The following is a 25,856-nucleotide window of genomic DNA, read 5'->3' as shown; positions in this document are numbered from 1 at the left end:
GTCGCGGGCCGGGCTCAGACGATCACGAGGGAGTGCAACTCCACGCCCGTCAGCCGCTCACGTCCCTTGAGGAAGGCCAGCTCCATCAGCACGGCGATGCCGACGACCTCGGCTCCGGCCCTCTCCACCAGCTCCACGGCCGCCTTCGCGGTGCCTCCCGTGGCCAGCACATCGTCGACGACGAGCACCCGGTCACCGGGCGCGAACGCGTCGCGGTGCACCTCGATGGTCGCGGAGCCGTACTCCAGATCGTAGGACTCTTCCAGTGTCTCGGCAGGCAGTTTCCCCTTCTTGCGCACCGGGACGAACCCCGCCGCCGCCCGGTAGGCCACCGGCGCGGCCAGGATGAAGCCCCGGGCCTCGATGCCCACGATCTTGTCCACCTGGTGGAGCCCGGCCAGCTCGTCCACCACGGCCGCCATCGCGACCGGGTCGGCCAGCAGCGGGGTGATGTCCTTGAACATGACCCCGGGCTTGGGGTAGTCGGGCACATCCCTGATCCGGTCCAGGATCAGCGTGCTCAGCTCGGTCATGGGTGTTTCCCTCGCATTTCTCCACCGGCCGTCTGCCGGGGTCCATGATGGTGCATTCCGGCCCTCGCGCGTACCGGCCCTGCTTGGGGGTGCACGCGAACGGCGCCCCCGCCCCGGTGCGGGGCGAGGGCGCCGTACGGTGGCCTGCGGTGGCTAGCCCTTGGCTACGGCCGCGCTTTTGGAGCCCTTCGACCCCTTGCCCGAGCCCTTGCCGCCACCTCCCGTGGAGGCGAGCCTCCTGGCGATGGCCTGGTACTTCGGCTCGCGCTCCTTCAGCGTCACCAGCAGCGGCGTGGCGACGCACAGCGACGAGTACGTACCGACGATCATGCCGACGAACAGCGACAGCGACAGGTCCTTCAGCGTGCCCGCACCGAGCACCGTGGTGCCGATGAACAGGATCGCCGCCACCGGCAAAATCGCGACCAGCGAGGTGTTCAGCGACCGGATCAGCGTGTGGTTGAGCGCGTTGTTGGCGGCCATCGAGTACGTCTGCTTGGACGTGTGCCCCAGCTTGGCCGTGACCTCCTTGATCATGTCGAACACCACGACCGCGTCGTAGAGCGAGTAACCGAGGATGGTCAGGAAGCCCAGCAGCGTCGCGGGCGTGACCTCGAAGCCCGACCAGGCGTAGATGCCGGCCGTGATGACGAGGTCGTGGATGAGCGCGACGATGGCGGCCAGCGCCATCTTCGGCTCGAACGCCATCGACAGGTACAGGATGATCGCCAGCATGAACACGGCCAGGCCGATCCACGCCTTCTGCGACACCTCACCGCCCCAGGACGGGCCGATGGCCTGGATGCTGACCTGATCGACCGGGACGTTGAAGTCCTTGGCGATCGCGCTCTGCACCTGGGCCCTGGTGTCCTCCGACAGGCTCTCCGTGGTCGCCCGCCAGCCGTCCGTGCCGGCCTGCTGGACGATCACCTGGTGCACGCCCTCGTCGAGCACGGCCTCGCGGACCTCCTGGACGGAGGTCTGGGTGGCCTTGAATGAGAAGATCGTGCCGCCCTTGAACTCGACGCCGAGGTTGAGCCCGTTGACCAGCAGCCCGGCCAGCGAGATGGCCAGCAGCAGGCCGGACAGGCTGTACCACAACCGCCACTTGCCGACGAAGTCGACGTCGATCTCGCCGCGGTAGAGGCGACGCGCAAGTCCCATCTCAGGCCTCCTGCGGAGTGGTCGTGCGGCCGGTGGACGACGTCTCGCTCATGCGCTCGGCGTCGAGACCCGACAGCGGGTGCCCCTTGGCGAAGAACTTCATCCTCGCCAGCAGGGCGATGAACGGCTTGGTGAACAGGAACACCACCACGATGTCGATCAGCGTGGTCAGGCCCATCGCGAACGCGAACCCGGCCACACCGCCCACCGCCAGGAAGTACAGCACGATCGCGGCGATGAACATGACGGCGTCGGCGATCAGGATCGTGCGCCGGGCACGAACCCAGGCCACCTCGACGGCCGCGCGAAGCGTCCGCCGACCTTCCTTCATCTCATCACGGATGCGTTCGAAGTACACGATGAAGGAGTCGGCGGTGATACCGATCGAGACCACCAAACCGATGATGTGCGGCAGCGAGAGCCGGAAGCCCGCGTTGTGGCCGAGCACGACCACCGAGGTGTACGTGATGACCGTGGCCACCACGAGGCTCAGCACCGCCACGATGCCCAGGCCCCGGTAGTAGAGCAGGCAGTAGAGCACCACGAGCCCGAGCCCGATGACGCCGGCGATCAGGCCGCCCTCCAGCTGGTCCTGGCCCAGGGTCGAGGAGACCGTGTCGACCGAGCTGCGGTTGAACTTCAGCGGCAGCGCGCCGTACTTGAGCTGGTCGGCCAGGTTGGTGGCGCTGAGCTGGTCGAAGCCGCCGGTGATCTCGGCCCGGCCGCCGGGGATCGGGCTCTGGATGACCGGGGCGGTGATGACCACGCCGTCGAGCACGACCGCGACCATGTTGCGCGGCTCGGGCGAGTTGTAGGCGGTGGTGGTGAGCTTGCCCCACTCGCCGGCGCCCTTGCTCTTGAAGTCGAGCTGGACGACCCACTCGGTGGTGCCCTGGCGGACGCCCGCCGAGGCCGTGTCGATGTCGGTGCCGACGACCTTGGCGACGTCGAGGACGTACTTGTAGCTGCCGTCGGTCTCACAGGCCGCGTACTGCTTGGCCGGGTCGTCCTGGACGCCCTGGCCGCGGTTGGCGGGGTTGGAGCAGTCGAGCTTGTTGAACTGCTGGAGCACCGCCGGGTCGATGCCCGTGGTGTCGATGCCGGCGTTGGGGTCCTGCGCGGGAGGCGTGCTCGCCTGGGCGCTCGGGGTGGCCTTGGCCGTGGGAGAGGACTTGGCCTCCTGCCCCTTCTTGCCGCCCTGCTCCTGGTTCTTGCCGTCCTGGCCCGTCTGGGTCTTGCTGTCCTGGGCCGTCTGGGTCTTGCCGTCCTGACCCGTCTTGCCGTCCTGGCCCGTCTGGCCGGTCTTCTGCGTCGCGGTCGGCTTGGCCGACGGGTCCGCGGAGCCCTGGGCCGGTGCCGAGGCCGACTGCGTCGGCGCGGTCAGCGCCGACGACAGCGCCTTGCCCGTCGGGGAGGCGCTCGGCGTCGTGATCGACTGCGAGGTGGACGGCTGGGCCGTCGGGGACGCGGAGGGGCTGGCCGACGGACTCGCCGACCCCGAGGGCGTACCGCCCGGCGTCGGCGCGTTGGTGGCCAGATCCTGCGGAGCCTGCGTGGCCGCCACGGCGAGCACCTGGCGGAAACGCAGCTCCGCAGTGGTCGCGACCAGCTTGATGGCCTCGTTCTGACCGACGCCCGGGATGGAGATGATGATGTTGTCGCCGGACTTGGCGACCTCGGCGTCGGAGATTCCGGTGCCGTTGACCCGGTCGCGGATGATGTTGACCGCGCGGTCGAGGATCTCCTCAGGCGGCGACGCGTTGTTCTGGGTCACGGGAGTCAGAGTCACCGTGGTGCCGCCCGCGAGGTCGAGTCCCAGCTTCGGCGTGTACGCGCTCTGCAGGAACATCGTCCCGCCCAGGGCGAGGATGAGCGCCAGCAACACGAGGAGCGTACGCCCCGGTCGGCTGTGGCGGCTGGTCGGTCGGGCCACTGGTCGTCAGTTCTTTCAGATAGAGGTTGTGTCGCAGAGCTTAGTCAGGACTGCTTGGTACTGGAGCCCTGGTCGCCGTCACGCTCTACGGTGGCCTCGGACTCCTTCTTGCCCTCTTCGTCGAGTTCGACCTGGTCAGCGGCCGACTCGTCGTCACTCACCGGGGCGTCGCCGGGGGTGATGACCCGGCCGATCGCCGCCTTCACCCAGCGGGTCTCGATCCCCGGCGCGACCTCGATGATGACGTCCTCGTTGTCGAGTGCCACGACCGTACCGAACAGGCCCGTCGTGGTCATGACCCGGGTGCCGGGCGTCAGGGAGTTCTGCATCTTGATCGCCTCTTGCTGGCGCTTGCGCTGGGGGCGGATCAGCAGGAAGTAGAACACCACCACCAGAAGGATCAGCGGCAGGATGCTTCCGAGTTGTCCCATGTCCATCAGGGGCGACCTTCCATTGTCGTACAAGAAGTTGACACCGGCCTCGCGCCGGAAATTCCGTGCGTTGCGTCGGGCCGCGCCGCTCAGCCCGTCAGCCTACACAGCCAGCCAAGCCACGGAGTGTAGGCGCTTGTTGCGAAACGCGGCAACGAGGCAGCGTTCCGGCGCGCGGGGAAGTTCCCATTTTGAAACGGTTGCAACCGATCTGTGATCACTCGAAAAGTGACGCTCCGAACGCATCTGGTGGTGGTGTCATCCCCAGATGCACCCACGCCGCCGCCGTGGCGACCCGGCCGCGCGGGGTCCTGGCCAGCAGACCTTGCCGTACGAGGAACGGCTCGGCCACCACCTCGACCGTCTCCGGCTCCTCCCCCACGGCGACCGCCAGCGTGGACAGCCCGACGGGGCCGCCGCCGAACTTCTTCAGCAGCGCGCCGAGCACCGCCCGGTCGAGCCGGTCGAGCCCCTCGCCGTCGACCTCGTACAGGTTCAGCGCCGCCGCGGCGATGTCGCGGTCGATCACACCGTCGGCCCGCACGTCGGCGAAGTCGCGCACGCGCCTCAGCAGCCGGTTCGCGATGCGCGGCGTGCCCCGGGACCGCCGGGCGATCTCGTGCGCGCCGTCGTCCGGCAGGCCCACCCCGAGCAGCTTGGCCGAACGGCGCAGCACCTGCTCCAGCTCGGGGGTCTCGTAGAAGTCCATGTGGGCGGTGAACCCGAACCGGTCACGCAGCGGCGCCGGCAGCAGCCCGGCCCGCGTGGTGGCTCCCACCAGCGTGAACGGCGCGATGTCGAGCGGGATGGCGGTGGCGCCCGGGCCCTTGCCGACGACGATGTCGACCCGGAAGTCCTCCATCGCGAGATACAACATCTCCTCGGCCGGCCTGGCCATCCGGTGGATCTCGTCGATGAACAGCACCTCGCCCTCGGCCAGCGTGGACAGAATCGCAGCCAGATCGCCAGCGCGCTCCAGCGCCGGGCCCGAGGTGATCCTCAGGGGGGCGTTCAGCTCGGCTGCGATGATCATGGCCAGGGTCGTCTTGCCGAGGCCCGGGGAGCCGCTCATGAGCACGTGGTCGGGCGGGCTCTGCCTGCGCAGCGCGCTCTCCAGCACCAGCGACAGCTGCTCGCGTACGCGGCCCTGGCCGATGAACTCGCTGAGGCGCTTGGGGCGGAGCGCGGCCTCGATCTGCAGCTCGTCGCCTCCGGCCGTGGACGAGAGGATCTCCTCCCGGTCAAATCCCATGCCTGTGCCTCCTCTCGCTGCGCTCCGCGGTCCGGCTCCGGGTGCCGGTGCCGGTGCCGGTGGGTGGTCGGCGGTCGTGGTGGGGGTCGCACTCTGCGGGGTCCGAAGATGTCACCCTGCGGCCAGCAGCCGCCACCTCAGCACCGCACCGGCGCGGCTTGGTGGCACACGATGGCTGCATGCCCGCGCGTCGCAATGCGGCGGTGCGGCCCAGCGGAGCCGCACACGACGGCGGCATCCCTGCGAGGTGCGATGCGGCAGCGCAGCACAGCAAGGCGGCACACGACGGCGCTGCAACGCGGCCCAGCACGGCGGCCGTCACAGGGAGCGCAGGGGGCGCGGAGGTGGGGAGGGGGTGGGTCATCGGATGCTCAGGGAACGGAGGGCGGCCTTCAGGAGGGCGGCGACCTGGGGCTGGCGGCCGGCGGCGACCTCTGCGTCGGCGTCCGGCTCCACGGCGGCGATCGCCTCGTCGGCGTCCTTGCTGGAGTAGCCCAGCCCCACCAGCCCCGAGTGGACCTGGTCCCGCCACACCGCCACCCGCCGCTCCCCGTTGAGCGCGGCGTTGACGGCCTCCTCCGGCGTGCCGAGCCGGTCCTTCAGCTCCAGGATGATGCGCTGCGCCCCCTTCTGCCCGATCCCCGGCACCTGTGTGAGCGCCTTGACGTCGGCGGCGGCCACCGCGACCCGGAGCGTGTTGGGTGTGTGCACGGCGAGCATCGCCAGGGCCAGCTTGGGGCCGACGCCGCTGGCGGTCTGCAGGAGCTCGAACACGGCGCGCTCGTCGTCGGTGGCGAAGCCGTACAGGGTGAGTGATTCCTCGCGCACCACCAGCGAGGTCGACAGGCGTGCCTGCTCGCCCATTCTGAGGGTCGCGAGGGTGCCGGGGGTGCAGTGGGTGAGGATGCCGACGCCGCCCACCTCGATCACGGCACCGTCCGGCGCTATCGCGGTCACCTTGCCCGCCACCGACGCGATCACGCCTGTCCTCCTGTCATCGGTCCCGCCATGGTTCGGTTTCCATCACCGGCTCCTGTCATAGCGCACTTCACGCCGAAGAGCCCACTCACGCCGCGCTCCGCAGCCGAATCCGCGCTGCCCCGCGCCCGCCGAGCTGAGTTGCCGAACTGATGCTGAGGGTGAGTTGCCGGAGATGGGTTGCCGACGCGAGTAGCCGACATGGATGACCGATGCGGGTGGCCGATGCGGGTGGCCAGCGCAGGTAGCCGACGCAGGTGACCGGCGCAGGTGACCGGCGCAGGCGGCCGATGTGGGGCCGGGGTGTCATTGGGCGGGGTTTCGGCGGGGGGCGCGGGCGAGGGCCTCGGCGAGGCGGTGCTGGGCGGCGCCGCGCCAGATGTGGCAGATGGCCAGGGCGAGGGCGTCGGCGGCGTCCGCGGGTTTGGGCATTTCGGCCAGGCGCAGCAAGCGGGTGACCATGGCGCCGATCTGCTTCTTGTCGGCCGTGCCGCTGCCCGTGATCGCGGCCTTGACCTCCGACGGCGTGTGCAGGGCCACCGGGAGGCCGCGTCTGGCGGCGCAGAGGACGGCGATGCCCGCCGCCTGGGCCGTGCCCATGACCGTGCGTACGTTGTGCTGGCTGAAGACGCGCTCCACCGCCACCGCGTCGGGCCGCACCTCGTCGAGCCAGCGCTCGATGCCCGCCTCGATGCCGACGAGCCGGGCGCCGAGATCCTCGTCGGCCCCGGTGCGCACCACCCCGACGGCCACCAGGCTCAGCGGGGCGCCCGGGCGCCCCTCGACAGCACCGAGGCCGCACCGGGTCAGCCCCGGATCGACGCCCATCACCCGCACCGGCCCGCCCTCCCGTCGCCGAACATCTGTTCGGCATGAGACTTTACTCCGGCCGGGGTGGGCGCGCACCGGGATGCGGGCGTCAGAAGTAGTCGAGCATGTACGGCTTGGCGGCGAAGGCGGCGTCGAGCGCCTGGTCGTGGCGGTCATGTCCGGACATGAGACCGGCGAGGCGGAGGGTCCGGGTGGGGATACCGGCGTACAGGGCGGAGAAGCCGTTCACTGAGAGCGTGACGCCGGGCTCCTCGACAGGGGTGGCCGTGCCCGATCCGCCGGAGATGTCCAGGCGCCAGGTGCCTCCGCCCCTGACCGGGTCGTCGACGGTGACGACGGCCTCGCAGGCCGCCTGCTCCGGGTAGCCCCTCCGCTCGACGGCCGCGGCCACGTCCAGCACCCTGAACATCCACCTCACCTGCTGGACCCGCTCCTTCGTACGCTCGCGCAGCAGCCACAACACCGGGTCGTCCGGCGCCACGGAGGCGACGACCTCGTGCGCGATCGTGGAGGCGCTGCCGATCATCGACCACAGGGCCCGCAGGGTCTCGGGGGAGGCGGCGACGACGTTCTCGACCTCCATGTCGTCGCCCTTCCACCGGTAGATGGCGTAGCCGTCGTCGGCCAGGTAGAGGAAGTCGTCCTCGTTGGCGAGCCACAGGTTCCAGGTGTCCTCGTCCCAGGAGACCGGGCCGCTCGAACGGGCCTCGCCGTGCACGCGGTGCAGCACCGACATCAGCTCGGCGGCGTCGCCCGGGCCCATCCTGCGCAGCTTGACCTGGCCCGACGGCCGGATGGCGCGCAGCGACTCGGCGGGCAGGCGCACGTTGTTGAGGGCTCCGGCGTGCTCGAAACCGACCCCGCGGTAGATGGCCGTGGTGGCCGGGTAGAGCGCGGAGACGGCGTCGCCGAGCTCGCCCGCGCGGCCGATGACGGCGCGCATGATCCGGGAGCCGACGCCGCGCCCGCGGTCCTCCGGGCCGACGGTGACGCCCGCGACGCCCGCCATCGGCTGCGGCCTGCCGTGCCACCACTGCGTGAACCGCCGCAGGCGGGCCGCCGCCGCCAGCCGCGTGCCGTCGAACACCCCCAGGTAGCGGCCCTCCCCCAGCGCCGGGAGCACCGCCTTGCGCCACCTCTCCCTGTCGTCGGCGGAGAGCGGGCCGAACGAGCGCTTACGCAGGTCGAGAACGTCGTCGAGGTCTTCGGGAGTCAGGTCTCGTATGTCCACAAGCGGCCACCCTACGCAGGCGGTGTGCGAACGTGCGAGCCGTTTGTCCGGATGGCGAGCCGGTCGAGGTAGAGCAGCTGGGCGGCCACGAGGGCGGCCAGCGCGACGGCGACCACGGCCAGCGGCGTGGCGGCGCCCACGTCGGGAGCCGTCGCGGTGTAGGAGGCGAGCTGGTTCACCTGTGCGACCGGTGTGGTGAACAGGGCCGGCTTCTGGACGACCAGCATCGGCCAGAGCAGGTCGTGGGCGTTCACCAGGGCTACGGCGCCGGCGAGGATGCCCGCCATGGGGAGCGACGGCAGCAGCACGCCGCCGAAGAAGTCGCCGCCGGCCCGTTCGGCCAGGCCCCTGCACAGGAGCGTGAGCACCAGCAGCGCGGGGACGCTGACCAGGAGGGGCGGGATGAGCGCCGGGAAGGTGTCGATGAGGCCGAGGTTGTGGACGTTCTGCCAGTTGGCGACGGCGAGCGGGCCCGGGCCGGCGAACAGCCAGGGGGCGAAGAGCAGCAGCAGCCACTCGCTGGCCCGGCCGAGCGGGCGCAGGCCGCCGATGCCGAGCGCGGCCAGGTACGCGACGCCGACCGAGACGACGGCTCCCACGACGGCGGGGATCCAGGTGTTGACCTGGGCGGCGAGGGTTCCGGCCGGGGTGGCGGGCGAGGCCAGCACGCCGTCCATCCAGGGCCAGGTGAGGACGAACGCGACCCCGGCGACGAGCACGAGCGCGACGACCCCGACCACGGTCATCCCGACAGCCGGGGCCGAGGACGGTGTCGGGGTCGAGGGCGGGACCGGGACGCCCGTCTTGTCCGGAAGCTGAGCGCCGGGCCCGTAGGGGTGCGGGACCCCGGGCCCGTACGGGGCTGGGCTGCCTGCCCCCGACGGGTCGGTGCCGGGCCCGTACGGGGCTGGGGTGGCCGCCCTCGACGGGTCGGTGCCGGGCCCGTACGAAGCGGTGGTCGGGTGCGGGGTGGCGGTTTCGTGCTGGGACGTGGTGCGCGGGGTGAGCGTGATACGGAGCCGGGCCGCCACCGCGACGACCGTGGCGACGATCCCCAGCACGCCGAGGATCACCCCCGTGAGGGCCGCCACGGACGCCCCAGGCCCGAACTCGGCCAGCCGGAAGGCGTAGTCGTACTGCAGCCCCGCGAGCGTCTCTGTGGCCCGCTGAGGGCCGCCTCTCGTGAGCACCAGCCCGAGCGAGAACGTCTGCAGCCCCACGGCGACCACGGCGAGCGCGACGAGCACCGCCACGACGAGCGTCGCGGGGCCGGGGGTGCCGCCGCGCAGCGCGGGCAGGAACGCGATCACGGCCAGCGCGCACACGACGCCGAACGTGGCGGCCGCGACGATCAGCCGGAACGTTCCCGGCGCCGTCGCGGGCTCGCGCAGCCCCTCCGCCAGCGTCACCAGGCCGGACGCGTGCGGCATCGCCCCCCGCAGCCAGGCGCCCGCGACCGCCACCGGCGAGAAGGCGACGACGGCCAGCGAGAACACGATCCGCCCGGCCCGCCGGGTCCAGGTGCCCGCCCGGTCGAGCGCCAGCGCCAGCAGCGGCCCCACCACCACGGCCACCAGCAGCGGGATCACGGTCAGCGAGGACGTGAACCCCAGTGCCCGCCAGAAGTCGGCGCCGCCCAGCAGCTCGCCGTAGTTGGCCGTCCCCACGTAGGAGCTCTCCCGCAGGACGCCGCCGCTCTGGAAGCTGAGCCAGATCGTCTGGGCGGTCGGCAGCACCAGGGTGATGAGGGCGCCGAGCAGCGCAGGCACGGCGAGCAGCCAGCCGAGGGCCGGTGAGACGTAGGCCTGGGGAGGGGTGGGGGAAGTCACGTCGCCAGACCCTACGCTGCCGCGGGCCCCTCGCGCACGCGAAGAAACGCGTTGCGCGGACGCGCCCCCGATGCGGCCACCCGCGAAGGCTGACTCGGGCAAACCGGCACAGGCAAACCGGCACAGGCAAACCGGCACGGGCAAGCCGATGCGGGCACCCCGAAGCCCGGTACAGGCATCGGGGACGGCAAACGGAGGGGCCCGGCGGAAAGCCGGGCCCTCGCGATCGCGTCCGTACGCCCCCCTAGTCGAGCGCCGCCAGCACCTCGTCCGAGACGTCGAAGTTGGCGAAGACGTTCTGCACGTCGTCGCTGTCCTCCAGCGCGTCGATGAGGCGGAACACCTTCTTGGCGCCCTCCTCGTCGAGCGGCACGCTCATCGTCGGCAGGAAGCTCGACTCGGCCGAGTCGTAGTCGATGCCGGAATCCTGCAGCGCCTTGCGGACCGGCACCAGGTCGCCGGCCTCGGAGACGACCTCGAAGGTGTCGCCCAGGTCGTTGACCTCCTCGGCGCCCGCGTCGAGCACGGCCATCAGCACGGTGTCCTCGTCGAGCCCGTCGGCCTTGGGCACGATCACGACGCCCTTGCGGTTGAACATGTACGACACGGACCCGGGGTCGGCCAGCGAGCCGCCGTTGCGGGTGAGCGCGACGCGCACCTCGGAGGCGGCGCGGTTGCGGTTGTCGGTGAGGCACTCGATGAGCACCGCGACGCCGCCGGGCGCGTAGCCCTCGTACATGATCGTCTGCCAGTCGGCGCCGCCCGCCTCCAGGCCGCCGCCCCGCTTGCGCGCCCGCTCGATGTTGTCGTTGGGCACGGAGTTCTTCTTCGCCTTGAAGATGGCGTCGAAGAGGGTGGGGTTGGCGTCCGGGTCAGGGCCACCGGTCCGTGCCGCCACTTCGATGTTCTTGATGAGCTTGGCGAACAGCTTGCCGCGCTTGGCGTCGAGCGCGGCCTTCTTGTGCTTCGTCGTCGCCCATTTGGAGTGGCCGGACATTACCTAGAGCTCCCTCACCATGTCTACGAAGTAACGGTGCACGCGTACGTCCCCGGTGAGCTCGGGATGGAACGACGTAGCGAGCAACGGCCCTTGACGGACCGCGACGATCCTATCCCCAGGCTCGCACCTGCCCAGCACTTCGACGTCCGCGCCGATGGATTCGACCCAGGGGGCCCTGATGAACACGGCGTGCACCGGCGTCCCGGCGAAGTCGAGGTCGGACTCGAAGGAGTGGACCTGGCGGCCGAAGGCGTTGCGCCTGACCACCATGTCGATGCCGCCGATGGTCTGCTGCCCGGCGATGCCGTCCTCGATCCGGTCGGCCAGCATGATCATGCCGGCGCAGGAGCCGTAGGCGGGCATGCCCTCCTTGACGCGCATGCGCAGCGGCTGCAGCATGTCGAAGGTCTCGGCGAGCTTCCACATGGTGGTCGACTCGCCTCCTGGGATGACCAGGGCGTCGACCGCGTCCAGCTCGGCGGGACGGCGCACGGCGGCGGCCGTGGCGCCTGCCTCCTGGAGCATGCGCACATGCTCGCGCACGTCTCCTTGAAGGGCGAGCACACCGATCGTGGGCACAGTCGATCCTTTCGTCCGGGTGTACGGGTTCCGAACATTCAACACCAGGATGGCCGGACATCTTCCTATCGGGGGGAACGCGTGCAGCGTACGCGGCCCGCCCCTAGAGGGTCACCTCGATGTGTGCGGGCTTGTGGTCCGACAGGGTGACGCCGCGCTCGACGTGGCAGCGCCGCACGCTGCCCTTGGGGGCGAAGAGGTAGTCGAGCTTCTTGCCCTCCCTGGTCCAGCGTCCGGTACGCCGCCCGTCCCGCTGGTCGCACTCCTGGTAGGCACGGTAGAAGGGGGCGACGGCCCGGCGCCCGGCGGCGCTGCCGTAGCCGCTGTCGGGCGGTGAGACGTTCAGGTCGCCGCCGACGAGGCTGCGGTATCCGGGCTTGGCGGAGATCTCCAGCAGGCGTTCGAGCTGCTTGGTGCGGTACGGGGCGCCGGGCTGGCGGTCGTCGTAGGCGGAGCCGGAGGACAGGTGGGTGCCGCAGGCGCGGATCTTCCTGGCGGGCAGGTCCGCGCAGATGGCGGCCCGCCTGACGTACCAGGGCGGGGCGGGCAGCGGGTGGATCTCGAACGCGACCGCGTCGCCCGCCACCGCCACCGCGATGCTCTGCGCGCCGCGCGGGCGGCCGAGCAGGTCGGGATGGCACGCGTACGGCGCGCCGTCCTGGCCGGTCAGCCCCCAGGAGCCGATCGTCCAGCGCTTGCCGGTGCGCCGTTCGAGCCAGAGCTCCAGCGTGCCCGTCGCGCCCGTGCAGAACTCCTGAAGGAAGATCACTTCGGCGCGGCGGGCGAGCGCCTGCTCGCCGATGTGCCCGGCCAGCTCGACGGCGCCCGCACGGTAGAGGCGGCAGTTGGAATTGGTCCCCGTGCAGACGTTCCACGTCATCGCGGACAGAGTCGTCGCGGACAGAGTCGTCGCGGACGGGCTCATCCCGGACGGGGCCGCCTGCGGCACGGGAAGCATGCTCGCCAGGAGCAGCAGGACATGTCCCACCATGGTGAGACATGTAATCACATAGCGGGTGCGGCCTCAGCGGCGTCGTGCGCCGTGTGGCCGGCGTCCACGCGGGACAGGGCACGCAGGTGGTGCCGCCGGGTGTAGAGGACGGCCATCCCGGCGACGCAGCAGAGCGCCCCCAGCACGTACGGCACCGCCACCCCGGCCTCCTCCCCCAGCTTCGTCGCGATGAACGGGGCCAGCGCGCCGCCCATCCAGCGCACGAAGTTGTAGCCCGCCGACGCAACCGGCCGGGGAGCGTCGGAGACCTCCATGGCCGACTCGGTGAACACGGTGTTGTTGAGGCCGATGGGGATGCCGGACAGGATGGTGAACACGATGACGCCCGCGTGCCCCGACAGCGCGATGCCGATCTGGAAGACGGCCAGCAGGGCCAGCGCCAGGTGCAGCACGTTCACCGAGCCGATCCTGCGCTGCAGCGGCGGCGCGGCGAAGACCGACGCCAGCGCCACGCAGACGCCCCAGCCGAAGAAGACGGCGCCGATGCCGTAGGCGGACATGCCGAGCACGAACGGCGTGAACGCCAGCACCGTGAAGAACGCGAAGTTGTAGAACAGCGCGGTGAACGCGGTCGTGGCCAGGCCGCCGTGCGCCAGCGCCCTGATGGGGGCGCTCAGCCGGGTCTTCTGGGCGGGCCTTGGCGTGGCCCTGAGCATCGTGGCGATCAGCACGAAGCCGACCGCCATGAGCGTGGCGGTGCCGAAGAACGGGGCCCGCCAGTTCCAGTCGCCGAGCAGCGCGCCGGCGAGCGGGCCCAGGGAGATGCCCAGGCCGAGCGCGGCCTCGTACAGGATGATGGCCGATTCCGCGCCGCCACTGGCGGCGCCGACGATGACGGCCAGCGCGGTGGCCACGAACAGGGCGTTGCCCAGCCCCCAGCCGGCGCGGAAGCCGACGAGCTCGGCGACGCTGGTGGAGGTGCCGGCCAGCGCGGCGAACCCGACGACCAGCACCAGCCCGGCCAGCAGCGTGCGCTTGCCGCCGATGCGGCTGGAGACCCAGCCGGTGATCAGCATGGCCACGGCGGTGACCAGGAAGTAGCTGGTGAACAGCAGGGAGACCTGGCTGGGGGTGGCCTTCAGGCCCTGGGCGATGGAAGGGAGGATGGGGTCCACCAGCCCGATGCCCATGAAGGCCACGACCGCGGCGAACGCGGTGGCCCAGACGGACATGGGCTGGCGGAGGATTCCGCCGCCGGTTTGCATGTTGCTCCTCTACTTACGAGTACGTACGAGTTCTCACGAGCGGCCGAGCTTGGCCAGCACGGGCAGGGCGGCCGCGAGGGTGGCGCGCTCGTCCTCGGTGAGCGCCTCCAGCTCGCGGGTGAGGTGGGCGACCCTGGCCCTGCGTACGGCCCTCAGCCGGTCCCGGCCCTCGCCCGTGAGCTCGACCGTCCTGACGCGGGCGTCGGCGGGGTCGGAGCCGCGGGCCACCAGGCCGGCGTCCTCCAGGCGGTTGATCTGGACGGTCATGGTGGGGAGCTGCACGGCGTGCTCCTCGGCCAGCTCGGTCATCCGGCGGGGGCCGGCCTCGAGCGAGCCGAGGACGCCGTACTGCTGGCTGGTGACGGGTTGGCCGGCGACGGTGCGCCTGAGCAGGAGGACCAGGTGCCGCAGCACCGTCGAGACCTGCTCGGCCAGGCGGGTGGGATCGTCCCTCATGGTTAGCACAACTAACTTAGCCTGGCTAATATTCCGGCCGGGAAAAGGCCCCGGGGAACCCGGGGCCGAAGGGGGAAGCGTGGGCACGCCCAGGAGGTCGGCGTGCCCACGCTGGTCCAGGGTTACGGGCGCTCGGTCTCCAGGCGCACCGTCTCCTCCACCGTCATCGCCGCCCGGCTGCGGAGCGTCGGGTCCAGCGGCCGCAGGTACGTCTGCTGCACCCCGGGCACCCGGTCCTCGATGACGTACGTGGCCCGGGTGTACACCTCGGACCCCGGCGTCTGCACCTGCGGCACGACCTTGAAGTCGGCCGTCATCTGCTCGCGCTCGATCTTCGTCAGCACGTATCCGCGCTGGTTGTTGTAGAACTTCAGGTGCGGGTTGATGGCCAGGAACGGGTGCTGCGCCGGGTCGGAGTCGGCCCCGTTCCCGCCGGTCGAGATCGACGTGGCCACCAGCTCGGAGCCCACGGTGGGCCCGGTCGGGTCGTCGTAGTCGAGCTTGAGGTCGCTGGCCCAGTGGGCGTGCACGTCGCCGGTCAGGACGACGGGGTTGCGCACCTTCGCGTCGATCCAGCCCTGGGTGATCCGCCGGCGGGAGGCGGCGTAGCCGTCCCAGGCGTCCTGGGAGGTGACCTTGACCGGGCCGGCGTTGTTGTCGCGCTGGGCGAAGAAGACCTGCTGGCCGAGGACGTCCCACTGCGCGCGCGAGTGGCGGAAGCCGTGCAGCAGCCATTCCTCCTGCGCGGCGCCGGTGATCGAGCGGGCCGGGTCGACGGAGGCGGGGCAGTCGCGGTAGCCGTCGCCGCAGCCCTGGTCGTCGCGGTACTGGCGGGTGTCGAGCATGTGGAAGGTGGCCATCCGGCCCCACCGGATGCGGCGGTAGAGCTGCATGTCGATGCCGCGCGGGATGGAGCTGCGGCGCAGCGGCATGTTCTCGTAGTAGGCGCGGAAGGCGGCCTCGCGCCTGGTCAGGAAGTTCGGCTGGGGGATCTCGGGGCGCTCGGGGACCTCGTCGGCCCAGTTGTTGTCCAGCTCGTGGTCGTCCCAGACGACCAGCCACGGCGCGGCGGCGTGGGCCGCCTGGAGGTCGGGGTCGGCCTTGTACTGGGCGTGCCGCTGGCGGTAGTTCGCCAGGGTCTCGGTCTCGGGCCCCTCGTGGTGGCGGACGTTGCCGCCGGGGATGGTGTAGGTGTTCCTGGTGTACTCGTACTGGTAGTCGCCGAGGTGCAGGATCAGGTCGGGGTTCTCCTCGGCCAGGCGGCGGTACGAGGTGAAGTAGCCGTGCTCGTACTGGGCGCAGGAGACGAAGGCCATGGCCAGGCCGCCGCCGTACGACAGGGGGTGCGGGGCGGTGCGGGCGCGGCCGAGCTGCGAGACGTACGGGCCGACGCGGAAGCGGTACCAGTACTCGCGGTCGGAGCTCAGCCCCCGCACCTCGACGTGGACGCTGTGGCCCCACTCGGGGGCGGCGACGGAGACGCCGGTGCGCACGACGCGGCGGGCGCGCTCGTCGGCGTAGATCTGCCACTGCACGGGGAAGGGCCGCTGCGGCATGCCGCCGAGCCCGTCCTCGGCCATCGGCTGCTGGGCGAGCCTGGTCCAGATCACGAAGCCCTCGCTGTCGGGGTCGCCGCAGGCGACGCCGAGCGTGAACGGGTCGGTGGTCAGGCCGCGCGAGGCGAGGCTCTGCGCGCTCTCGGCCGCCGGGTCGGGGTCGGCGTGCGCGGCACCCGCGGGGATGGCCGCGGCGGCACCCGCGGCTAACCCGGTGACGAGGAAGTGTCTGCGGTTCAGCTTGGACACGTGTGGCTCCCGGGACGATCAAGGGATGAGGGTTGACCCGTAGCTTTACTGAGGATCATGACTACGCGGTGAACGCCACACAACACCAAAAAGGCGACATCCTTCGCGGATGTCGCCTTATTTGGCAATTTCCACCGTCACATTGTGGCGCCCCCGTCAGGCCGTCATCGGCCTGCCAGACGTGATCGTCTCACGCGCCCAACGCGGTGACCTGCAACGACGCGCCGGATTACCAGCCGCGCTCGGCCAGGCGGTGCGGCTGCGGGATCTCGTCGACGTTGATGCCGACCATGGCCTCGCCCAGCCCGCGCGAGACCTTGGCGATGACGTCGGGGTCGTCGTAGAAGGTCGTGGCCTTGACGATGGCGGCGGCGCGCTTGGCCGGGTCGCCCGACTTGAAGATGCCCGAGCCCACGAACACGCCCTCGGCGCCGAGCTGCATCATCATCGCCGCGTCCGCCGGGGTGGCGATGCCGCCCGCGGTGAACAGCACGACCGGCAGCTTGCCGGTCTTGGCGACCTCGGCGACCAGCTCGTACGGCGCCTGCAGCTCCTTGGCCGCGACGTACAGCTCGTCCTCGGGCAGCGAGGTGAGCCGCTTGATCTCGGCGCGGATCGTGCGCATGTGGGTGACGGCGTTGGAGACGTCGCCGGTGCCGGCCTCGCCCTTGGAGCGGATCATGGCCGCGCCCTCGGTGATGCGGCGCATGGCCTCGCCCAGGTTCGTGGCGCCACAGACGAAGGGCACGGTGAACTGCCACTTGTCGATGTGGTTGGCGTAGTCGGCCGGGGTGAGCACCTCGGACTCGTCCACGTAGTCGACGCCGAGCGCCTGCAGCACCCTGGCTTCGACGAAGTGGCCGATGCGGGCCTTGGCCATGACGGGGATCGAGACGGCGGCGATGATGCCGTCGATCATGTCGGGGTCGCTCATCCGGGACACGCCGCCCTGCGCGCGGATGTCGGCGGGCACGCGCTCTAGGGCCATGACGGCCACCGCGCCGGCGTCCTCAGCGATCTTGGCCTGCTCGGGGGTGACGACGTCCATGATGACGCCGCCCTTGAGCATCTCGGCCATGCCGCGCTTGACGCGCGCGGTTCCGGTGACGGGGGTGCTTTCTGGCGTGCTGGTCGACACGGTCATCCTCACGGGCTCTCACGGCGATTCGGTAAGTTTTCAAGCCCATCGTAGGTCCTGGAGGACCCCTCCCCCGACATGCCAAGATGTCAGGATTCGCCCCGCGTCTTCTACGGAATGACGGGCTTGCGGCTGGCGAGGGCGACCCAGACCTGGCCGGGGGCGAAGTTCATCGGCTCGCCGCTCTCAGTGGTGAACGTCGTGCCGCTCTCCTCCGATTCCCGTTCCCAGCGGGCCTTGAAAGCTTTACCGTCACGCAGCACGATCGCGGAACCCTTGCCCGTGGTGTGCACGAGCGGCGTGTAGCTGTCGTTCTTGTCGTGGAACTCCGACCGCTCGGTCTTGGTGTACTGCACGACGATCGTCGGCGCGCTGAGCTGGCCGCCCTCCGCGGCCATGTCCTTCTTGCCGTCCTGCCAGATCATCCACTGCTTCTTCGCCTCCGACCAGGCGAAGGTGAAGCGGGCCGCGGGCCACTTGACCGTGTACGACTTCTTGTCGACCCCGCCTTCGGCCGGCGCGTCGCCGAAGGTGAAGCCGATGTCCTTGGCCTTGCTCGCCTTGGGCGCCTTGGCCAGGAGCTGCTTGGTGTTGGCGAACAGGTTGTAGGGGGCGAAGCGGCCGGGCTGGCGGAAGTAGGCGCCGGGGTTGCGGGTGTCGCCCACGTCGAACAGGGACGCCTCGGCGATGAACGGCAACATCTTGGTCTGCGCGCCCGAGTACGAGAAGGCGGGCTTGCCGAACTGCGGCGCGATGTGCAGGTCGGAGATGCGCGCGCTGCGCACCGGGCCCACCTTGGCCGGCAGCTTGGAGGAGAAGATCGCCATGAGGCGGGTCAGTCCGGCCTCGACCTGCTCGACGTAGACGATGTCCGCGCTCTTGAGCCCGAGCTGGGGCTTGCCGGCCGCGGTGTTCTCGATCTTCACCGCGAGCACGGGCTTGAGGCTCTGGTACGGCTTGCCGGTGAACGGGTGGGCGTTGACCTCCTCCGGCTCCTCGCTGGGCGCGGCCGACGCGGACGGCGCGGGCGCCTGACCGGCGGCCGGATCGTCCGACGAACAGGCCGCTACGGGCAGCAGCACGGCCGCTCCGGCCAGGTAGACCGTGATCATCCGGGGTAGCCGCACGTGTAACTCTCCTCGCTTCAGCCCGAAAACGGGATGAAGCTTACTGGCTTCCCCAAATCAGGTCATTCAGTTGCCATAGCTGCGGGCGGATTGTCATCAATCTCGAAGAATTGCGGGTACTCGGTGTGCCCGGCCAGGCGCAACGTCCTGGCGAGCCAGCGGTCCTGGGCCGCCCGCGTGACCGCGACCGCGTTGTTGAGGAAGCGGCGGGAGTAGACGACCTTGGCCACCGCCGCGTCGAGCTCCTCCAGCAGCTCGCGCCCTCCCGGTGACTCCGACAGCTTCTCCCTGAACCGCTCCTGGTCCACCACCGCGCGCAACGTCCGCGACAGGTCGCTCTCGGCGTGCTCGCGCTCCTCCGACCCCGCCGACCTGGCCTCGTGCGCCGCCGCGGCCAGCACCAGGGACGTGGCGGGGTCGAGCAGGCGCGAGCCGGCCAGCTCCAGCACCACCGCGCGGCGCCGCATCAGCGCGGCGTCCAGCGACTCCTGGGCCAGCTCCAGCCGGATGTGCAGGCGGTCCAGCCGCCCGGCCCGCCAGGAGATGTAGACGGCCGTGAGCACGACCACGATGCCCACGATCAGCACGATCATGGTGGATGTCACAGGTCTTCCTCCACGCGGCCGCCGCCGCTCGTCAGCAGGTCTTGCTCCACGCGGCCGGCGCCGCCCGTCACAGGTCCTCTTCCACGCGTCCCGCGCCGCTCGTGGTGACGGTCTCGTAGACGCGCACGACGTCGCGCGCCACCGTGGACCAGTCGTACTTCCTGACCGCGACCAGCGCCTCGGCGGCCAGCTTGACCCGCCGCTCCGGCGCGTCGAGCAGCGCGGCGGCCTCGCGCGCCAGCGAGGCGGGGTCGCGGTTGGCGAACAGCGCGCCCGCCTGCCCGTCTCCCAGCACCCTGCGGAAGGCCGGGATGTCGCTGGCCAGCACCGTCGCCCCGGACGCCATCGCCTCGGCCAGCACGATGCCGAAGCTCTCGCCCCGCGTGTTGGGCGCCACGAACACGTCGACCGAGTGGTAGGCGCGGATCTTGTCGGCCTCGCTCACCATGCCCAGCACGGTCACCCGGTCGTGGAACTCCTTCGGCACCTTGTCGTAGACGTCCTTCTCGTCGCCCGGCCCCGCGATGAGCAGCTTCACGTCCGGCCGCTCGGCCGCCAGCGTCCTGAACGCGTCGAGCAGGATCGGCAGCCCCTTGCGCTCCTCGTCCATGCGGCCCAGGAAACCCAGCGTGGACCCGTCGGGGCCCCACCCGTCGAGCGGCTCCGCCTCGGTGTACCGGGCGACGGTGACGCCGTTCGGGATGAGCACGGTGTCGCCGCCGAACTGCTCGACCAGGCTCTTGCGGGCCGCGTCGGAGACCGCGATGCGGCCGCTGAGCTTCTCCAGCGCGCTGCGCAGCAGCGGCTCGGCCACGGCGATCGCGCGCGAGCGGGTGAACGAGGCGTGGAACGTGGCCACGATCGGCCCCTTGGCCGCCCAGCACGCCAGCACGCCCAGGCTCGGGATCAGCGGCTCGTGGATGTGCAGCACGTCGAAGCCGCCCGTACGCACCCAGCGCCGCACCCGCGCCGCCGACAGGAACCCGAACGACATCCTGGCCACCGACCCGTTGTACGGCACCGGGATCGCCCGCCCCGCCCCCGTCACGTACGGGGGCAGCTCCTCGTCGTCGGCCGCGGGCGCGATCACCGACACCTCGTGCCCCTGCGCGATCAGGGCCTGGGCCAGGTCGTCGATGTGCTGCTTGACGCCGCCCGGCACGTCCCACGAGTACGGGCAGACGATGCCGACCCTCATCGGGGTTCCCGCTGAGGGGGCAGGTCGTCGAGCCAGAGCCGCTGCAGCATGTGCCAGTCCTCCGGATGCTCGGAGATGCCCTTCTCGAACACGTCGGCCAGGCCCTGCGCCACGGCCGCGACCTTCTCCTGGCGGGTGCCCTCGGCGGGGACCGGCAGCTCGGGGTGGATGTGGATGCCCCAGTCGTCGCCCACGAAGTAGACGATGGCGGGCAGCAGCGCCGCCCCGGTCTGCACCGCCAGCAGCGGCGGGCCCGCCGGGTACTTGGTGGTCGCGCCGAAGAAGCTCACCTCGACACCGCTCTTGGTCAGGTCGCGCTCGGCCGGCAGGCAGACCACGCCGCCCTTGCGCACCCGCGTCGCCAGGGTGCCGAAGTTGTGCCCGTCGCCGCCGGTCAGCGGCAGCACCTCCATGCCCAGCCCCTCGCGGAAGGCCACGTAGCGGTGGAACAGCGACTCGGGCCTGAGCCGTTCGGCCACGGTCGTGAACGGGTGGCCCACGCCGACCAGCCACGCCCCCGCCTGGTCCCAGTTGCCCATGTGCGGCAGCGCCAGCACCACGCCCCGCCCGGCGGCCACGTTGCCGTGGACGTGCTCGGCCCCGATCACGTGCGTGCGGCGCACGAGCTCGCCGCGGTCCATGGACGGCAGCCGGAAGATCTCGTGGAAGTAGCGGAAGTAGGAGCGCATCCCGGCCCTGGTCAGCTCGCTCAGCTCCCGGCTGCCGGGCCGCAGGCCGGTGACCCTGGCCAGGTTGGACTCCAGCCTGCGTACGGACTTGCCGCGCCTGCTCCAGACCCGGTCGGCCAGGAACCGGAAGACGGCGGCCGTCGGGCGCTGCGGCAGCAGCGGCACGAGCTTCCATCCGGCCGCGAACCCAGCGGCCACGACGCGGTCGCCGGCCGAGACCTTCTCGCTGACCTTCTCGCTCATCTCTCCCTCGTCTGCTGGTAGACGGCCACCACTCGCTGGCCCACGGTGATCAGGCTGGCCACCGCGAGCAGCCACATGCCCGCGGGCAGGATGTACGGAACGCCGAGCCCCGAGAAGCAGGCGGCGACCAGCGCCACCACCAGCCGCTCCGGTCTTTCGGCGAGCCCGACGTCCGCCGTGAGCCCGAGCCCTTCGGCCCTGGCCTTGGCGTAGGAGACCACGGCGCCCGCGATCAGGCACACCAGGGTCACCGCGGCCATCAGAGCGTCGTCGACGGAGATGAAGTACATGATCAGGCCGGCGAAGATGGCGGCGTCGGCGACCCGGTCGAGCGTGGAGTCGAGAAAGGCCCCCCAGGTGCTGCCCCCCTTCCCGCCGAGCCGGGCCACCACGCCGTCGAGCAGGTCGAACAGCACGAAGACAGTGATCACGAGTGCCCCCCAGGTGAGCTGCCCCAGGGGGAAGAAGAGCAGGGCGGACACGACGGTGCCGAGGGTGCCCACCGCCGTGACGGCGTTCGGGCCGATCCCGCGGCCGACGAGGGCCCTGCCCAGCGGGGTGAGTATCCGGGTCATGGCCGGGCGCAGGAGTTTGAGCATCGCGGTCCGATCGTAGGCCATGACGCGCCTGACAACTTTCTTTGCCCCGCCCCCCTTGTGATATCCGCCACACGGGTATTTGGTGAACACACCGCGTCCATGCGGTTTCCATTCCCTCCGCGCGGGCGCGGCGTTGGCACACAACCGACGACGCGGGAGGCCGATGTGGCGGAAAGAAACTCTGGTGGCGCCGTGGGAGCCGCGGGCAGGGCACCCGCGGCCGACAGGGCGGATGCGATACGCAATGTCGTGCTGGTCGGCCACTCAGGAGCGGGTAAGACGACCCTCGTCGAGCAGCTGCTGGCCGCGACGGGCACCATCCAGCGCCCGGGACGGGTGGAGGACGGCAACACGGTCAGCGACTTCGACGAGGTGGAGGTCCGGCAGCAGCGGTCGGTCAACCTCTCCGTGGCGCCGCTGGTGCACAACGGCATCAAGATCAACCTTCTCGACACCCCGGGCTACGCCGACTTCGTGGGCGACCTGCGCGCGGGGCTGCGCGCGGCCGACGCGGCGCTGTTCGTGGTGTCGGCCTCCGACGGGGTGGACGGTCTCACGCAGATGCTCTGGGAGGAGTGCTCGCAGGTCGGCATGCCGCGGGCGGTCGTGATCACCAAGATCGACCACCAGCGGGCCGACTTCGACGAGGTGCTCGCGACCTGCCAGGACATCTTCGGCGACGGCGTCGCGCCGCTCTACCTCCCGGTGATCACCAACGGTCACGTCAACGGGCTGATCGGGCTGCTGACGCAGAAGTTCTACAACTACGCCACGGGCGAGCGCACGGAGAAGGACCCGGGCGCGGAGTACGAGGCGCAGATCGAGGAGTACCGCGGCACGCTGATCGAGGGCATCATCCAGGAGAGCGAGGACGAGTCGCTCATGGAGAGGTACCTCGAGGGCGAGCCCATCGACACCAAGGTCCTCATCGACGACCTGGAGAAGGCCGTCGCGCGCGGCAGCTTCTACCCGGTGCTGTGCAGCGGCCTCGGCGTGGGCGCGCAGGAGCTGCTGGAGCTGATCACGCAGGGCTTCCCGTCGCCGCTCGAACATCCCATGCCCGAGATCACCGACCTGTCCGGCAAGCCGGTCAAGGGCATCACGTGCGACCCCGACGGGCCGCTCGTCGCCGAGGTCGTCAAGACCACCAGCGACCCGTACGTGGGCCGCATCAGCCTCGTACGCGTCTTCTCCGGCACCCTGCGCCCCGACATGACCGTGCACGTCTCCGGGCACGGCCTGGCCGACCGCGGGCACGAAGACCACGACGTGGACGAGCGCATCGGCACCCTGACCTGCCCGCTGGGCAAGCAGCAGCGCGGCGCGGCCAAGGGCATGGCGGGCGACATCGTGGCCGTGGCCAAGCTGTCGCGGGCCGAGACCGGCGACACGCTGTCGGAGGTGGAGCGCCCGCTGCTGATGACCTCCTGGAGCATGCCAGACCCGCTGCTGCCCGTGGCGATCAGGGCCAGGTCCAAGGCGGACGAGGACAAGCTGTCGCAGGCGCTCGGCCGGCTGGTGGCCGAGGACCCGACGCTGCGCCTGGAGAACAACGCCGAGACCCGCCAGCTCGTCCTGTGGTGCATGGGCGAGGCGCACACCGACGTGCTCCTCGACCGCCTGGCCAAGCGCCACGGCGTGGAGGTCGAGCGGATCGACCTGCGGGTGCCGCTGCGCGAGACGTTCGGCGGCAAGTGCCAGGCGATGGGCCGCAACGTCAAGCAGACCGGCGGCCACGGCCAGTACGCCATCTGCCACCTCGAGGTCGAGCCGCTGCCGTCCGGCGGGGGCTTCGAGTTCGTGGACAAGATCGTGGGCGGCGTGGTGCCGCGGCAGTTCATCCCGTCGGTGGAGAAGGGCGTGCGGGCCCAGATGGAGCGCGGCGTCGTCGCCGGCTACCCGATGGTGGACGTGCGGGTCACCCTGTACGACGGCAAGGCGCACTCCGTGGACTCCTCCGACATGGCCTTCCAGATCGCGGGCCAGCTCGCGCTCAAGGAGGCCGCGGCGAAGGTCCCGACCCTGCTGCTGGAGCCCGTGGACGAGCTGTCGGTGCTGGTGGCCGACGACTACGTCGGGTCCGTGATGTCCGACCTGTCGTCGCGGCGCGGGCGCGTGCTCGGCACCGAACCGGTCGGCACGGGCCGCACACTGGTCAAGGCCGAGGTGCCCGAGCTGGAGATCACGCGGTACGCGATCGATCTGAGATCCATGTCACACGGCACGGGCACGTTCACGCGCACCTTCCTGCGCTACGAACCGCTGCCCCCGAACCTCGCAACCAAGGTAACGGCCGCGGATTGAGCCCCGTGGAGAGCCGGGAGGGATTTGTCCCTCCCGGCCCAGCCGTTGCCTTTTGTCACAAATGTGTCACGACTTGATTTCGGTTTTTCGTACCGAGCATGCGGGAGCAGCTGTCACACTGGGTGGCACTATGCGAACTGGACGCCCACTCCTAGCCGCTGCCGCTCTGGCCGTCGCCACGACGACCGCCGCCTACGTCTTCGGACCGGCGGAGAGCCCCGCAGCGAGCGAGAAGAAGACGACCGTCGCCGCACCCCCCGCTGCGGCCTGCAAGGCCGATGCCCGCTTCCCGAAGCGTGAGCTGCGCGGAGTGTGGATCGCCACGACCCAGAACATCGACTGGCCCTCCAAGGCCGGGCACAGCATCGACAGGCAGAAGGCCGACTACGTCAAGATCCTGGACAGCGCCGCCAAGCGCAACATGAACGCTGTCTTCGTCCAGGTCAGGCCCGCCTCCGACGCCCTCTACAAGAGTTCCTTGGAGCCCTGGTCGCAATATCTGACCGGCACCGCCGGCAAGGACCCCGGCTGGGACCCGCTGCCCTTCCTCATCGACGAGGCGCACAAGCGCGGCATGGAGTTCCACGCCTGGTTCAACCCGTACCGCGCCTCCTACGGCAACAGCACCTCGGCGCTGCCCGCCAACCATCCGGCGCGGCAGCACCCCGACTGGACGGTCAAGTACGGCGGCCGCCTCTACTACAACCCCGGCCTGCCGGCCGTGCGCGAGCACGTGACCAAGGTCATCACCGACGTGGTCGACCGCTACGACGTCGACGGCGTGCACTTCGACGACTACTTCTACCCCTACCCGGTGGCGGGGGCGAAGTTCGACGACACGGCCGCCTTCCGCAAGTACGGCAAGGGCGCCAAGCTCGCCGACTGGCGGCGCGGCAACGTCAACAAGCTCGTGGCGGAGGTCGACCAGGCCGTCCACGAGTCCAAGCAGCACGTGAAGTTCGGCATCAGCCCGTTCGGCATCTGGCGTAACAAGGCCCAGGACCCGACGGGGTCGAACACGTCGGGCATGTCCGCCTACGACTCGATCTACGCCGACGCGCGCGCCTGGATCAAGTCAGGCACCGTCGACTACGTGCTGCCCCAGCTCTACTGGCCGCGCGGCCACAAGCTGGCCGACTACACCACGCTGACGCGCTGGTGGGCCAACGAGGTCAAGGGCAGCGACGTGCAGCTCTACATCGGCCAGGGCCTCTACCGGGTCGGCGCCAAGGACGACAGGACCTGGCTCAAGCCGGGCGAGCTCGCCGGCCAGGTGGGCGTCAACCGCGCCAGCAAGCAGGTCGACGGCGCCGTCTACTTCAGCGCCAAGAACCTGGTGGCCAACCCGCTCGGGTCGGTGGACCGGATGACCAAGGCCCACTACAGCCGCCCGGCGCTGCTGCCGCTGCAGGAGTCGCTCGGCGGCTCGGCCCCGGCCGCCCCGGCCGACGCCAAGGCCGCCGGGACGAAGCTGTCCTGGAAGCCCTCCGAGGGGGCCCGGGCGTACGCCGTGTACCAGCTGCCCAAGTCCGGCAAGGACTGCCACACCACCGACGCCAGGAGCCTGGTGGCCGTGGTGAGCGACCCGTCCTACGCCGCGAAGTCGGCGGGCACGTACCTGGTCACCTCGCTGGACCGCCTGCACCACGAGAGCAAGGCGGTGAAGGTCAAGGTGGACGAGGTCTGAGCCTCGCGCGTCACCCAGGAAGGCCGG

The 25,856-nt window shown here is 70.6% G+C and carries 23 protein-coding genes; 2 read left to right on the top strand and 21 right to left on the bottom strand.

Annotated elements, in window-relative coordinates; all coding sequences use genetic code 11:
• Positions 1 to 14 precede the first annotated feature (14 nt).
• The 21 genes from HD593_RS17980 to pgsA form a co-directional block, all read right to left on the bottom strand.
• A complete protein-coding gene (locus HD593_RS17980; protein WP_185103244.1) occupies positions 15 to 533 on the bottom strand; it encodes an adenine phosphoribosyltransferase in 519 nt (172 codons plus the stop codon).
• A gap of 153 nt (positions 534 to 686) precedes the next feature.
• Positions 687 to 1,697 (bottom strand): protein translocase subunit SecF, encoded by a 1,011-nt coding sequence (gene secF / locus HD593_RS17975; RefSeq protein WP_185103243.1) that lies wholly within the window; start codon positions 1,695 to 1,697, stop codon positions 687 to 689.
• A 1-nt stretch (position 1,698) separates the two neighbouring features.
• Positions 1,699 to 3,582 carry a protein translocase subunit SecD gene (secD, locus tag HD593_RS17970; protein WP_185103242.1) on the bottom strand — a complete coding sequence of 628 codons (1,884 nt, stop codon included), beginning with the start codon at positions 3,580 to 3,582 and terminating at the stop codon, positions 1,699 to 1,701.
• Between the two features lie 92 nt (positions 3,583 to 3,674).
• Positions 3,675 to 4,061 (bottom strand): preprotein translocase subunit YajC, encoded by a 387-nt coding sequence (yajC, locus tag HD593_RS17965; protein ID WP_246546594.1) that lies wholly within the window; start codon positions 4,059 to 4,061, stop codon positions 3,675 to 3,677.
• Between the two features lie 217 nt (positions 4,062 to 4,278).
• Positions 4,279 to 5,313, bottom strand: a complete 1,035-nt coding sequence (gene ruvB / locus HD593_RS17960; RefSeq protein ID WP_185103240.1) for a Holliday junction branch migration DNA helicase RuvB — start codon at positions 5,311 to 5,313, stop codon at positions 4,279 to 4,281.
• A 360-nt stretch (positions 5,314 to 5,673) separates the two neighbouring features.
• Complete coding sequence (ruvA, locus tag HD593_RS17955; protein WP_185103239.1) at positions 5,674 to 6,294, bottom strand: Holliday junction branch migration protein RuvA; 621 nt, start codon at positions 6,292 to 6,294, stop codon at positions 5,674 to 5,676.
• Between the two features lie 303 nt (positions 6,295 to 6,597).
• On the bottom strand, positions 6,598 to 7,128 hold the full coding sequence (gene ruvC / locus HD593_RS17950) for a crossover junction endodeoxyribonuclease RuvC (protein WP_185103238.1): 531 nt from the start codon (positions 7,126 to 7,128) through the stop codon (positions 6,598 to 6,600).
• An 82-nt stretch (positions 7,129 to 7,210) separates the two neighbouring features.
• Entirely contained in the window at positions 7,211 to 8,353 is a 1,143-nt protein-coding gene (locus tag HD593_RS17945; protein ID WP_312903531.1) for a GNAT family N-acetyltransferase, read from the bottom strand.
• Between the two features lie 11 nt (positions 8,354 to 8,364).
• Positions 8,365 to 10,182 (bottom strand): carbohydrate ABC transporter permease, encoded by a 1,818-nt coding sequence (locus HD593_RS17940; protein ID WP_185103237.1) that lies wholly within the window; start codon positions 10,180 to 10,182, stop codon positions 8,365 to 8,367.
• Between the two features lie 244 nt (positions 10,183 to 10,426).
• Positions 10,427 to 11,179, bottom strand: a complete 753-nt coding sequence (locus HD593_RS17935; RefSeq protein WP_185103236.1) for a YebC/PmpR family DNA-binding transcriptional regulator — start codon at positions 11,177 to 11,179, stop codon at positions 10,427 to 10,429.
• 3 nt (positions 11,180 to 11,182) lie between these two features.
• Positions 11,183 to 11,761 carry a pyridoxal 5'-phosphate synthase glutaminase subunit PdxT gene (gene pdxT / locus HD593_RS17930; protein ID WP_185103235.1) on the bottom strand — a complete coding sequence of 193 codons (579 nt, stop codon included), beginning with the start codon at positions 11,759 to 11,761 and terminating at the stop codon, positions 11,183 to 11,185.
• 103 nt (positions 11,762 to 11,864) lie between these two features.
• Entirely contained in the window at positions 11,865 to 12,752 is an 888-nt protein-coding gene (locus HD593_RS17925) for an endonuclease/exonuclease/phosphatase family protein (protein ID WP_185103234.1), read from the bottom strand.
• A gap of 14 nt (positions 12,753 to 12,766) precedes the next feature.
• A complete protein-coding gene (locus tag HD593_RS17920) occupies positions 12,767 to 13,945 on the bottom strand; it encodes an MFS transporter (RefSeq protein WP_246546590.1) in 1,179 nt (392 codons plus the stop codon).
• A gap of 66 nt (positions 13,946 to 14,011) precedes the next feature.
• Entirely contained in the window at positions 14,012 to 14,434 is a 423-nt protein-coding gene (locus HD593_RS17915) for a MarR family winged helix-turn-helix transcriptional regulator (RefSeq protein ID WP_185103232.1), read from the bottom strand.
• Between the two features lie 122 nt (positions 14,435 to 14,556).
• The gene (locus HD593_RS17910; protein WP_185103231.1) at positions 14,557 to 16,239 is read right to left on the bottom strand and encodes an alkaline phosphatase D family protein; all 1,683 of its coding nucleotides are present in this window, start codon (positions 16,237 to 16,239) and stop codon (positions 14,557 to 14,559) included.
• 229 nt (positions 16,240 to 16,468) lie between these two features.
• Entirely contained in the window at positions 16,469 to 17,383 is a 915-nt protein-coding gene (pdxS, locus tag HD593_RS17905; RefSeq protein ID WP_185111935.1) for a pyridoxal 5'-phosphate synthase lyase subunit PdxS, read from the bottom strand.
• 104 nt (positions 17,384 to 17,487) lie between these two features.
• The gene (locus tag HD593_RS17900; RefSeq protein ID WP_312903530.1) at positions 17,488 to 18,504 is read right to left on the bottom strand and encodes a DUF3048 domain-containing protein; all 1,017 of its coding nucleotides are present in this window, start codon (positions 18,502 to 18,504) and stop codon (positions 17,488 to 17,490) included.
• 62 nt (positions 18,505 to 18,566) lie between these two features.
• Positions 18,567 to 19,109, bottom strand: a complete 543-nt coding sequence (locus tag HD593_RS17895) for a hypothetical protein (protein WP_185103230.1) — start codon at positions 19,107 to 19,109, stop codon at positions 18,567 to 18,569.
• A 67-nt stretch (positions 19,110 to 19,176) separates the two neighbouring features.
• Positions 19,177 to 20,307: a glycosyltransferase family 4 protein gene (locus HD593_RS17890; protein ID WP_185103229.1), complete on the bottom strand. Its 1,131-nt coding sequence runs from the start codon at positions 20,305 to 20,307 to the stop codon at positions 19,177 to 19,179.
• A complete protein-coding gene (locus tag HD593_RS17885) occupies positions 20,304 to 21,239 on the bottom strand; it encodes a phosphatidylinositol mannoside acyltransferase (protein ID WP_185103228.1) in 936 nt (311 codons plus the stop codon). The genes HD593_RS17890 and HD593_RS17885 overlap by 4 nt, the downstream gene beginning before the upstream one ends.
• Positions 21,236 to 21,859, bottom strand: coding sequence for a phosphatidylinositol phosphate synthase (pgsA, locus tag HD593_RS17880; protein ID WP_246546587.1), 624 nt, complete (start codon positions 21,857 to 21,859; stop codon positions 21,236 to 21,238). The genes HD593_RS17885 and pgsA overlap by 4 nt, the downstream gene beginning before the upstream one ends.
• Positions 21,860 to 22,003: 144 nt before the next feature.
• On the opposite strand from pgsA, the gene HD593_RS17875 reads away from it, so the two are divergent.
• Both HD593_RS17875 and HD593_RS17870 read left to right on the top strand, forming a co-directional pair.
• On the top strand, positions 22,004 to 24,142 hold the full coding sequence (locus tag HD593_RS17875) for an elongation factor G-like protein EF-G2 (protein ID WP_185103227.1): 2,139 nt from the start codon (positions 22,004 to 22,006) through the stop codon (positions 24,140 to 24,142).
• A 130-nt stretch (positions 24,143 to 24,272) separates the two neighbouring features.
• Positions 24,273 to 25,829, top strand: a complete 1,557-nt coding sequence (locus HD593_RS17870) for a glycoside hydrolase family 10-like protein (protein ID WP_185103226.1) — start codon at positions 24,273 to 24,275, stop codon at positions 25,827 to 25,829.
• The last annotated feature ends 27 nt before the right edge of the window (positions 25,830 to 25,856 follow it).

The organism is Nonomuraea rubra, assembly GCF_014207985.1.
Classification (GTDB): Bacteria; Actinomycetota; Actinomycetes; order Streptosporangiales; family Streptosporangiaceae; genus Nonomuraea; species Nonomuraea rubra.
Note: the sequence above shows the minus strand (reverse complement) of the source record. Positions and strands in the feature narration are given on the sequence as shown.